The sequence below is a fragment of the Pseudomonadota bacterium genome (genome assembly GCA_026388315.1).
Classification (GTDB): Bacteria; Desulfobacterota; Syntrophorhabdia; order Syntrophorhabdales; family Syntrophorhabdaceae; genus MWEV01.
The window spans coordinates 1-12512 of the sequence record JAPLKA010000016.1; the positions used below are offsets into that span (position 1 = coordinate 1).

General features: G+C 46.0%; 6 protein-coding genes. All 6 read right to left on the reverse strand.

The features are described 5' to 3' along the window. On the reverse strand, positions 1–447 hold a 447-nt coding region (locus NTX75_00990), incomplete at its 3' end, for a histone deacetylase family protein (GenBank protein MCX5814804.1). A gap of 99 nt (positions 448–546) precedes the next feature. Next, positions 547–2871 (reverse strand): response regulator, encoded by a 2325-nt coding sequence (locus tag NTX75_00995; GenBank protein MCX5814805.1) that lies wholly within the window; start codon positions 2869–2871, stop codon positions 547–549. 97 nt (positions 2872–2968) lie between these two features. Continuing rightward, complete coding sequence (locus NTX75_01000; GenBank protein MCX5814806.1) at positions 2969–6730, reverse strand: PAS domain S-box protein; 3762 nt, start codon at positions 6728–6730, stop codon at positions 2969–2971. Between the two features lie 124 nt (positions 6731–6854). Then, positions 6855–7337: an NYN domain-containing protein gene (locus tag NTX75_01005; GenBank protein MCX5814807.1), complete on the reverse strand. Its 483-nt coding sequence runs from the start codon at positions 7335–7337 to the stop codon at positions 6855–6857. Positions 7338–7716: 379 nt separating this feature from the next. Then, positions 7717–8232, reverse strand: a complete 516-nt coding sequence (locus tag NTX75_01010) for a chemotaxis protein CheW (GenBank protein ID MCX5814808.1) — start codon at positions 8230–8232, stop codon at positions 7717–7719. A gap of 85 nt (positions 8233–8317) precedes the next feature. After that, positions 8318–11878: a methyl-accepting chemotaxis protein gene (locus NTX75_01015; GenBank protein MCX5814809.1), complete on the reverse strand. Its 3561-nt coding sequence runs from the start codon at positions 11876–11878 to the stop codon at positions 8318–8320. Positions 11879–12512: the final 634 nt, after the last annotated feature.

Genomic DNA, 12512 nt, shown 5'->3' on the forward strand with positions numbered 1-12512 from the left:
ATTCTTTGTCCCGTCACCCGTATGAGCGTCAAAATCCAGGATAAAGGCCGATTTGATCAAGCCCTGTTCGCGTAACCGCAGCAGTGCAATGGCCATATTGCAGAAAACGCAGTACCCCCAGTTTGTATCTCTGGATGCATGATGTCCCGGTGGACGTATACATGCAAAAGAAGGCTCCCCGTCAATACAGGATTCTGATGCCATAATAGCCCCGCCTGCGGACAGCAGCGCCATCTCGTAACACTTTTCATTGTTCTTTTCCTTCTCTATCATCTCTGCCGAATGACATCTCTGAATATCCTTGATCGAAGCTGGTTGAGGTTCAATGAAAACATATTTTCCATTCGCAGTTAATTTATCCATAATTGATTCCATTCTGCCGGGAACAGATGCGCCATCGTCAGCATAATCGGAACTATAAAACTTTTTATGGAAGATAATTTTCATAATGCCTGACGCTTTTTGTGCAGAATGGGCCAGTTTCGCAACATGCTACGTGTTTTCAGGACAAGTCTTTTAACAAAATTGTCACAGCACAGCAAAAACCTACCCATCCAGCACATCCCTGATCTTTTTTAGTAGCTCATCCGGTAATAACGGCTTCGGGATGAAGTCAACCGCATCTTCCCTGATTCCTTTGTCGAGCATTATATCTCTGGTGTAGCCGCTGGTAAATAGGAATTTCATGCCTGGATCGGTTTTTACGATCTCATCATATACCTCTTTTCCATTTTTCCCCGGCATGACCACATCAAGGATGATGAGGCCTATCCTGTTTCTGTTCTCCATGAAGGTGCGGACTGCTTCTTCTCCATCTATTGCCTCGATGATAGTGTACCCGTAACGCTGGAGGATTTCCCGTGTAAATTTCCTTATTCCGGGATCATCTTCAGCTATAAGTACAGTTTCTGAACCTTTTTGTATGTTGTGTACGGGCGAAGCCTTCTGTTCCTTCTCTATGTCGACAGAAGGAAGGTATATGCGGAAAGTGGTGCCGCGGCCGTGTTCGCTGTAGACCGTTATATAGCCGTTGTGCTGTTTTACGATGCCGTAGACGGTAGAGAGACCGAGGCCTGTTCCTTTGCCCACCACTTTGGTGGTGAAAAAGGGGTCAAAGATTCTTGCTTTTGTTGCCTCATCCATGCCGTGCCCGGTGTCAGAGACAGAGAGCAGGACATACTTTCCGGGTTCACCGTACCCGTGCATCCTGATAAACTCATCATCCAGCGTTATCATGTTTGTCTCTATGCTCAATATGCCACCCATCTGCATGGCATCGCGGGCATTTACGGCAAGGTTGATGAGTATCTGGTCTATCTGCGTAGCATCTCCCATAATGACGAGGGTTTCCCTGGAGAGCCTTTTCTTCAGCTCGATATCTTCCGTGAGGAACCTCTTTAAGAGTTTTGATGTGTTTTTTACGCAATCATTTATGCCAAGAGGTTTAAGGGTGATCTGCTGCTTCCTGCTGAAGGCGAGGAGACTGTATGTCAGGTTTGCCGCCCTCTCGGAAGAGGCAAGGATCTCATCAACAAAAGCCCTGCTTGGATCATCTTCCTGCATATCCATCTGTAATATACCGCCAAAACCCATGATCGCGGTGAGGATATTGTTGAAGTCGTGGGCGACTCCCCCTGCCAGAGTGCCGATAGCCTCCATCTTCTGTGATTGAAAGAGCTGGGATTCGAGGTGTTTCCGGTTCGTGATGTCTTCTGATGTGCCCTCATGATAGAGGATGTTGCCATTTTCATCATACACACAACGGGCATTTATGGATGCCCAGAAGGTGCTCCCGTCCTTTCTCTTCAGCTGCATTTCAAAGCCTGTAACTAAGCCCTTTTTGTGAAGGATACGGAGAAACTCATTACGCTCATCAGGATTTACATAAAGCTGTTTTCCGATATCTGTGACTGTCTCGATCATTTCTTCGGGCGAATCATGCCCGTATATGCGTGCGAGTGAAGGGTTGACAATAAGAAAACGTCCTTCAGGTGTGGTCTGGAAGATGCCTTCAACAACGTTCTCGAAGATGGAACGGTATCTTTTTTCGGCCTGCAGGAGTTTCTCCTCGGCCTGCTTGTGCTCGGTGATGTCCTTGATAACCCCGTCATATGATATGAGTATCCCCTGGGAGTCAATCTTCAGGATGGGGGTATCGCTCACCCAGACAATGCTTCCGTCCTTTCGCACGATGTGATGTTCAATGGCAGATATGTTCTTTCCTGATAGAATATTCTTAACGTGTTCGTTGATTATATCGTGTTCCTGCTCCGGGACCATGTCTATCCAAAGATAGGGATTGGACGCAAACTCCTCTGCCGTGTATCCTGTCACTACCTCACAGGCCGGGTTGTGCGTTGTCTGCACAACACGTCCATCCTCGATGAGCACGGTATAGAGGTAGTCGCTCAACCCTTCGGTTATCCGCCGGTAGCGATCCTCGCTTGCCCGCAGCGCCCCTTCTCTTTCTTTCAATCTTCGGTGTGCCTCATAGAGCTTGAATGCCATTTTTATGGAAGCTATCAGGACTGTCTCGCCGGAGTCCTTCACCACATAGCCGTAGGAGGTAATCTTCTCTGTCTTCTCTACAACATCCTTTTCTTTATGAGATGAGAGGAACACGACCGGTATGTCGTCATGGTCCTTCTGGATGGTCTTCGCTGTCTCGGTGCCGTCCATACACTTGCCGAGGTTGACGTCCATGAGGATAAGGTCGATACCAGGGGTGGTGCGCACCTTCTCGATTGCCTTCTCTCCCCTGGGGGCGGTGATGACTTTGTATCCGTATTTCTGGAGGGTTTTTTCACATGCCGTAGAGAGGAGTGCTTCATCTTCAACGAGCAGGATGGTCTTCTGTTCCTGTGTACTCACGGTTACCTTCCCAATCAAAGCAATTTCAACTTCTTTTACAAACCGCAGCCTGAGATTACTTGTCTAACGGCAGACTCAAGGATATCAAACAATTACATTATATCGCAAATTCCAGAATGAATTTCATACCCATCGCCCGTTCTATCTTCATGCTTCCTTCGAGCTGTTCTGTTAATATACCGACAAGCTGCATACCGAATCCGGTGGAGGCTGTAATATCAATCGATTCAGGAATGCCGACACCGTTATCCTGTATGATAAGGGTTGCATGATTGTCCTTAAACGAAAGAGAGACAGATATCTTCCCGTTTTCTCTGCCGGTAAAAGCATGTTTCATTGAGTTGGTAAGCAATTCATTCAGAATCATACCCAAAGGTGATAAGGTCTTTGCATCAAGGGTGACATCATCAATCTGTTTTTCAATAGTTACCAGTCCCCGGTTGGGGAAATTGATTACAATTTCATCAATCAGGGAGGTAAGGTATTCCTTTGCCGATATCTCTCGGAAATCTGTGGATCGATAGAGTTTATCATACAAAACCATCATGTTCCTGACACGGTTTCCCGAATCCTCAAGGGCGGCAACGGCTGCCGGGTCATGCAGCGTGTTAGATTGCAGAGAGAGGAGGCTCACAACCACACCCATGTTGTTCTTGATCCTGTGGTGCACCTCGCGGAGGAGGAGTTCCTTTTCTGAGAGGAGGTTTTGTATTTCCTCTTCGGCGAGTTTACGATCGGTGATGTCTTCGCAGGTGCCCTCATAATAGAGAAGTTTTCCGCTTTCATCATACACCGAACGGTAATTGAGAGCTGACCAGAAAATACTCCCATCCTTTCTTCTCATTTGCAATTCAAAATCTCTTACTACACCCTTTTCTTGAATGATACGGATAAATTCATCACGTTCATCCGGGTTCACATAAAGCTGTCTGCCGATATCTGTGATAGCCTCCATTACTTCTTCCTGAGAACTGAAACCGAATATTCGCGCGAGTTTGGTGTTAACGGTAAGGAACTGTCCTTCAGGGGTGGTCTGGAAAATACCCTCAATGGCATTCTCGAAAATAGAACGGTATTTCTCCTCACTCTTCTTCAGTTCCTTCTCCATCTCTTTGACTGCTGTCACATCCCGCGCAGATCCCACCGTACCGATCATGGTGCCGTTTTCATCAATGAACGGGGTTTTACGTACATCAAGAAAGAGATACTTTCCCTGGACGTTTCCATGCTCATCGAACTGCAGCTGTTTACCTGCGTCCATAGTAATGACATCAGTGTCCCGGCAGATTTCGTTGAAGGTGTGCCATTCGGGATTATCCACATGACGTGTCCGCTCGCGTTCAGCAAAGAACATATCATTTTTCCCTATCGGCTCATCGGTGTCCGCTGCATTAAGAAGATCCCGGCAGATGGCCTTATTGGCAAATATATAGCGCTTGTCCAGGTCTTTAGCCCAGATCATATCGGGCACGTTGTCGCACATCAGTTGAAGCATATTTGAAAGGGAATGATATCTGGCCTCTTTTTCTTTTAGCGCATCCTCGGCCTGTCTGCGGGAGGTGATGTCGAAAATGACGCCCACTATACCGGCTAACTGACCATCTAATCCGACATAGGATGCCTTGTTGTGGACAATGTGACGCATCATTCCGTCTCTATCCGTAATGGATATTTCATAGTCTATTACGCCGGGACTTTTTAAAAGCCCTTCCTCGGCTTCCCGGTATATGTCAGCCCGGCCGCGGGGGAAAAGATCATATACATTTTTGCCGATCATCTCTTCTTTGCTTAGTCCTGTAAACACGGTATATGCATTGTTGCAGCCAAGATAAACACCCTGAGTATTTTTATAAAAGACCGGATTGGGAATGCCGTCAAGCAGCTGCTGCAGGAAATGCAGCTGATCCTGGATGGCATCAGTTGCCTGCTTATACATGGTCATGTCTCGTACTACTTCAATAGCACCGACAAGATGTCCATTGCCATCCCTAAGAGGTGCTGCCTTTGCCCATACATGGGCTCCTTTGCCTTTGAAAAGTGCCGGACAGAATGTTTCTATCACATAATTGTCATCTTCTTTGGTTATGTGGGGATATTTTTCCGCAACTTCATGCTCAGGCACCCAGAAGAGGTCCATGGTCTGCGGTCTCGCAACACCGTAAAAAGGTATGGTGTATGCATAATCTCCTTTCCCCATCATGTCTGCCGCTGGAACCCCGGTCAAGCTTTCCATGGCCCGGTTCCATACAATGATACGCTTCTCACTGTCTATTGCGAGAGTAGGGTCAGGCAAAAAGTCGATGAGCTGTGATAATCTCCTTTCCAGTGCTTCCCGTTCCTTTTCTGACTGTACCCTGTCGGTGATGTCTGTGAATGTAAAGATATATGAATAACTGGTAGTTGGAGATAGCTGGATAATGACATTAAGGATAATCCCGTCTTTTGTGACAAAGGCAGCATCAGCCCGGCCTTCGCGATAGAGCGTTTCTCCTGTTCTTTCATACTCGTCATCGCTTTCGTAAAGGATACGGGTACTCGCGCCTTTAAGTTCGTCAAAGGCATACCCCGTTATCCGGCACATGGCATCATTGACCCACTCAAATACCCTGTCACGTACCTTTCCGATTCCATTCGGCGAAGATGAGAGGATGCCATGAAGGGATTGCTCAGATTCTATGATCTTCTGCTGGGCATTTATACGTTCGGTGATGTCTCTCCATACAACATACATGATTTGTCTGCCCTGAATGGGTATGACCGTAAGTGAGACATCGGCCCAGAATTCCTCACCATCAACGGTACGGTGCTTCCACTCAAAATGATTCGACCCCTGCTTTAGCGCAATACCGATAAGTTCCTTTTCCTTCTCTGAAGATACACGTCCGTCGGGTTGCCTGGCCGGAGAAATATCAGATGGTCTGGTCCCGACAAGCTGATCTTTTCCGGTGCAATGCATAATCTTCACGGCGGCTTCGTTGCAGTCAACAAATCTTTCTCCATCGATCATAAGTATGGGGTCAACGGAATTTTCAAAGAGGAGCCGGAATTTTTCTTCACTCTCTTTGAGAAATTCTTCCGCCTTTTTGCGTGAGGTGATGTCAATTATGTAATTCAATGTGGCGCTTCTTCCCTTCCATAAAACGAAGGTTGACGAGATATCGACCCATTTTACCCTTCCTTCCGCCGTAACTATTCTGAATGGATAATTGGTTTTAACCGTTTTGCCTTCCAATCTTTTGTTGTAACGGTCCACAACCATGCCAACATCATCAGGATGAATAAAGGAAGTGAATGGTTCCGATGTAAGACGGTTTGCTGGATAACCCGTGATTTCCACCACTGCCGGGTTGGTAATCTTCATTTCACCGTCCTGAGCAATGAACACCCCTGATGACGCACTCTCAAAGAGTAGGCGATATTCTTCCTCTTTGTCCCGCAGCTCTTCCTCCCTTTCTTTCAGCCTCCGGTGTGCCTCATGGAGCTTGAATGCCATCTTTATAGAAGCGATCAGTACTGTCTCACCGGAATCCTTTACCACATATCCATAAGAGGTGATCTTTTCTGTTTTCTGAACTACTTCAGCCTGAGTATAGCTGGAAAGGAAAAGGACAGGAATGTCTCTTTCTTTGAGGATGATCTCTGCCGCCTCTGTACCGTCCATCCTTCCTTTTCCGAGGTTGACGTCCATAAGAATGAGGTCGATACCGGGGGTGGTGCGTGCAATCTCGATGGCCTTCTCCCCCCTGGGAGCGGTGATGACCTTGTATCCGTATTTCTGGAGGGTACTTTTTCCCTGCATGCAGAGGAGCGCTTCATCTTCTACCAGCAGAATGGTCGTTTGGTTTTCCTGTTCATTCATGGTGTTTTCTCCTGATCAATCGAAAAAGTGATGATAAATTCGGTACCGTTATCTCTTATTGATTCCATACTGCCGTTAATCTGCTCCAATGGGGTTTTGTTGATTCTGATATTTCAGGATAATCTTAATGCTGTTCCCGAAGAAGCTTCAGTTGATCTAAATGCCTCCTTTCGTCAACAGTCTTTCTTAGCTCATTCGATGGTTCATCAGCATGAAGAAGCAGTACCCTTTTGCCGATTGACTGAAGATATAAAACAGCCGGGACAAAATCAGCATCATTGGTAAGTATGTATATCACGTCTACATCATGAGATTGCGTAACCATATCAACCGCCATTAGGGCATCACTATTAACGTTGTCGTACTTTTCATTGATAAGTATCAGCTTGAGGCCTGCAGATTTCATTGCATCATAAAAACTAATCTGATTATCGTCAGGTTCCGGGGCGTAAATGTTTGCTCGTAAAATTATTCCACCTTTATCCCTGATATGCTGCATCATTTTAAAAAAATCCAGGCCGAATCCCCCGTTTAGTTTCACATTGACCCAGTCTATGAAAATATTTGCCTTAAATGGTGTAGGTATTTTTGTTTCTTTGAATGTCATGGTCATCTCTCTTCATTGCAATAAAAAGGTTTTCGCAGTTTTTCTAACGGCCGGGCGGTAACTGGTGACTATTATACACAACCCTGTCACAGCATGTCCCTACCCATCCGCTGCCGTAGGAAACAAGCTTGACGCTTCTGCCGCAGTAAGGACATGTAATGGTTTCCGCGTTTGCCCTTTTCCTGTTGTTGGTGCGGTCATCCTTTAACGGAGAAATACTGCTTCTATCTTTTCCATACAGACAATCCTCTTAACCCCCTGCAGGTTCATCGTAAAATATATCAAATAAAGTTGCAAAAGTGTATACAAAATAAACTCTTGCAAAAGTACTAAAAATCGCAACTCCGCACTTGATGCGGCATCTTCTTGGACCCTGCCTTTACCCATTCGCCATCTTCTTTTCTTCTCCCTGGTTCCCCATCCCTTCAATAAATGTCAGTTCCTCAGAGGAGAACACCTTGTTAATATCGAGGATGATAATAAAATGGTCATCCCTTTTCCCCATGCCTCTGATAAACTCTGTTTTGAGCTGTATCCCTATCTTTGGTGCAGGCTCTATCTGGTCAGGCTCTAATTCAAAGACCTCCTGGACAGAATCAACGAGGGCGCCGATGATGGTCGTTTCTTCCTCAAAGGATACCTCTACAACGATGATGCATGTATCCACCGTCTTATCTGTCCGGGTCATGCCGAATTTTAATCTCATGTCAAGTACGGGGACTACACTCCCCCTTAAATTAATCACCCCTCTCATGAACTCGGGGGTTCTCGGTACTTTGGTCACCGTGGTAAACTCTAATATCTCTCTAACATGGGTAACATCTACCCCGAAGACCTCCTCCCCGAGCTGGAAGGTCAGGTATTGTCTTGTATCGATAATGGATGGTACGCTCATAGCTCCTCCCGAAATGTTAGCGTGAAGCGTAGAGCGTAGAGAAAAAACCTCCACGCTAAACGCTATCCGCTAAACGCTGCTTTTTTTAGAATTTTTCAAATTCATCATCCAGTTTGTCATGACTATTGCCAAGGTCTATTGGAATGCCTGTGTCTTTTGATCCATTACCGCCCTTAACAACATTCATAGGGTTACGGGCAATGGGGGGCAGGGGAGCCTTTTTGTCTATTGCCCGCCGGTTCGCTGCCCTGTTCTTTCCGGTCTCTTCAACCCTGAAGAAGGCGATGGTATCCTGCAGCTGTTCTGCCTGGGAAGAGAGCTCCTCTGTTGTCGATGCCATCTGCTCTGTGGCTGAGGCATTTTGCTGGATAACCTGGTCTAACTGCTGGATTGCCTTGTTGATCTGCTCTGCCCCCGTATTTTGTTCATTGCTTGCAGCATTGATTTCGCTGACAAGTTCTGCTGTTCTCTGGATGTCGGGAACAATCTTGGTGAGCATCTCACCGGCCTTTTCTGCTACTTCCACGCTGGAGGAGGAGAGTTTGTTGATCTCTGCCGCTGCGGTCTGGCTTCTCTCGGCAAGTTTTCTTACCTCTGTTGCCACCACAGCAAACCCTTTGCCGTGTTCACCTGCCCGTGCTGCCTCAATGGCGGCATTCAAGGCAAGGAGGTTGGTCTGCCGTGCGATCTCTTCTATTATTGAAATCTTGGTTGCGATCTCCTTCATCGCGGATACCGTTTCAGATACTGCCTTGCCTCCTTCCCTTGCATCCTGGGCCGCCTTCAATGCTATCTTCTCTGTCTGCTGCGCATTGTCCGCGTTCTGCCTGATGTTTGATACCATCTGTTCCATGGAGGAAGATACTTCTTCGGCTGATGCCGCCTGCTCTGTCGCGCCCTGTGACATCTGCTGGGAACCGCTGCTCATCTGCTGGCTTCCCGATGCAACATTGTCTGCTGCGGTCTTGATGTCGGTAACTACCTCCGTTAACTTCTCGATCAGTGTATTGATGCTGTTCTTAATTTCATTGAAGTCACCATTGTAATTGTCGGTGATCTTTGCAGGGACGACACCTGTACTGATCTCATTCACATATTTTGCAGCGACGTTAAGGGGTCCGATGACTGAGTCCAGGGTATCATTTACGCCCTGAACGATCTTCTGGAAGTCTCCCTGGTGTTTAGAAACGTCGGCTCGGGTAGCAAGTTTCCCTTCCACTGCTGCTTTCGAGAGCATGTTTGCATCTTCCACAAGTGCATGGATGTTTTCCTTCATAAGCAGCAGCCACTCATGAATTTGATCGTCTCCAGATGCTTTAGACATTGTTGCTGTCAGATCACCGTTGGCGATCTTGGTAACATAGGCAATCAACTCGCTCAACCAGGCATGTACGCCATTTATTGAGTCTTTCATCTTCTCGTGATCACCTTTGCAGGCGATCATAACCTTTTCCCGGAGATTTCCGCCACGAATCAACTGTAAGACACGGTTGCCTTCGCCAATGGGAATGAGAATCGCGTCCAGCATGGCGTTCACACCTTGGATTACTTCCGCATAGGCGCCTTTGAACTCTTCCGGTTTGCCACGCTCGGAGAGCATACCGTTTTGGGATGCCACGGTCAGCCGCTGGAACTCCTTTTGGAATCCCTGCAGCACGATGGCAATATTGTTGATATTCTGCTTCATCGCCTCGTGGTCGCCCCTGTATGTCTGCATGATCAGTTCGTCGATCTTGCCGTTGGAGACTTGGGCAAGGATGCGGTTGCCTTCGCCAATGGGAATGAGAATCGCGTCCAGGATATTGTTGATCCCCCTGTACAGATCTTTCCATCCTCCCGCAAACTGGTCTGCGTTGCCTCTGGTATCAAGTTTGCCCTCTTTGGAAGCTTCCACCAGAACATCAGCCTCTTTCAGCAGATTATTGGCCACATCAATCAGCTGGTTCAGGTTGTTTTTAATCTCATTAAAGTCGCCTTTGTAATCCTCGGTGATCTTCGGCGGGATATCTCCCTTACTTATTCTGTCTACATATTCTGCCGTAACGTTAATCGGTCCGACAAATGCATCACAAAGATTGTTTATGTTTTTGATCACAGCGCCATAAGCCCCTTTGTACTGGTCGGCGTTCCCGCGTGTACTGAGTTTCCCGTCAACCGTGGCCGTAATCAGTCCGCCTATCTCGGCCTCGAACTTCTGAAGCACGATGGCAATATTGTTGATATTCTGCTTCATCGCCTCGTGGTCGCCCTTGTATGTCTGCATGATCAGTTCGTCGATCTTGCCGTTGGAGACTTGGGCAAGGATGCGGTTGCCTTCGCCAATGGGAATGAGAATCGCGTCCAGGATATTGTTGATCCCCCTGTACAGGTCTTTCCATCCTCCCGCAAACTGGTCTGCGTTGCCTCTGGTATCAAGTTTGCCCTCTTTGGAAGCTTCCACCAGAACATCAGCCTCTTTCAGCAGATTATTGGCCACATCAATCAGCTGGTTCAGGTTGTTCTTAATCTCGTTAAAGTCACCCTTATAATCTTCAGTGATTTTAGGCGGGATGTCTCCCTTACTGATCCGGTCAACATATTCTGCGGTCATGTTTAACGGTCCAATGATTGCATTCAATGTATCATTGAAACCTTTAATAATATCACTGTAACTGCCATTAAACTTTTTTGCATCCCCGCGCATTGCAAGTTTGCCTTCAACTGTTGCTTTTGTGAGCATCTCTGCTTCAACTACGAGACCTCTTATTGATTCAACTATCTTTTTCAAGGCCGGGGCAATCTCATCTTTTTCATCTTTTACAGCAATCTCCATGCTTACGTCGCCATCGGCAATCTTTTGCATAGTACCGATTATAATATTCTGCAGGTCATCGGCAAATTGATCCATGGTAGATGCCATGATGCCAATCTCATCTTTTTGATCCATTTTGAGCCTCATGCCAAGGTGTCCCATGCCAAGTTCCCTGATCATCGCTACGGCTTTTTGTATGGGTCCGGTAATCATGCGGGCAATAAATATCCCCAATCCGATAGCAAGTATTAAGCCGATAATTGCAGCAATCATCAGGATTGTTTTAACCGATGCTGTAGCTGTGCTCGCAGTTTTGTGCTCCTCTGCAGCTGTCTTTTCGTTAATGGCTGTTATCTCACCAAGAAGCTTTTCCGCTTCATTGAATGCCTCCCGTGCCTGTCCTGTCGAGAGGGCCATTGCTTCATCCCGCTTGCCGTTTTTTAAAAGGGCAAAAACCTTGTTATTTAATGCTTTCCACTGTTCCCAAGCAGGGACAAATTGCTTCCATAGTTTCTCTTCTTCTTTTGTTTGAGTTAGAGGCTCATATATCTTCCATGCTTTATCGACTCTTTTCCAGGCATTCTCTGCAAACTTGACCTGATTCTCCATCTCTTTTTCGTTCTTAAAGAACTCGGGGATTAACATACTCCGTTCCGCTCTCTGAATGGCAGTCTGTGCTTCATTGATAATTCCAAGGGCATTTATACTCGGAAGTCGTACACCGGCAATTTCTTCTGTATTCTTCCCGATTTTGTTTGCACCCCAATAGCCCATAACAGCAATAATAAGTACAATAAGTGCCACCAATGAGAATCCGCCAATAAGTTTTGTACCGATTTTCATGTTCCTAAACATATAATCTCCTCCTCGTAAATCAATTTTCAATCTTTACAACTTGATGATAACACTTCGGGCTGATATCTAAAGGCTTGTGATATATCCAAAGCCTGAGATTATCCGAAGTGCCCTGCTGCAACATTTAACTACATTTTCGGTTTTTTGGGCAAGTTACGTAATGTAAGAAAAATGTATGTGTATTAAGAGTAATAACTCATACATGATCTAAGCAACTAAATGAATTAAGTTATGAAGAAGTTTTTCTCTGAAAAAGATTGATGTAGGTGGTTGAAAAAACTATAGAGATGAAAGATAGGACATCAAATTAATCTTCTCATTATTTAAACCGAGTTTCTTTCTGATTATATTCCTGTGAAAATTAATTGCCCCTGAGGACATTTGGAGTGTTTCAGCAATTTCTTTTGTTGTTTTACCGATTTTGACGAGATTTGCTATCTGAATTTCTATTGGTGTCAGTTGAGCGTATTTTAGACTTATTTTTTGTATAAATGGACCAGCGGGGGCGAACGCGCAGAAATTTACGGTTTTGACATACAATTTGACTTCCAAACCGTAAATTTCTGTCAAAATATCCCCTGCTCATCTTCGATGAAATAAGTACCGTTTGGCAGTACGTGTTTGAATGGCAATA

Coding starts and splice junctions, on each gene's coding strand:
- NTX75_01000 (MCX5814806.1), bottom strand. CDS start 6,730: ATGAATGAACAGGAAAACCAAACGACCATTCTGCTGGTAGAAGATGAA.
- NTX75_01005 (MCX5814807.1), bottom strand. CDS start 7,337: ATGACATTCAAAGAAACAAAAATACCTACACCATTTAAGGCAAATATT.
- NTX75_01010 (MCX5814808.1), bottom strand. CDS start 8,232: ATGAGCGTACCATCCATTATCGATACAAGACAATACCTGACCTTCCAG.
- NTX75_01015 (MCX5814809.1), bottom strand. CDS start 11,878: ATGTTTAGGAACATGAAAATCGGTACAAAACTTATTGGCGGATTCTCA.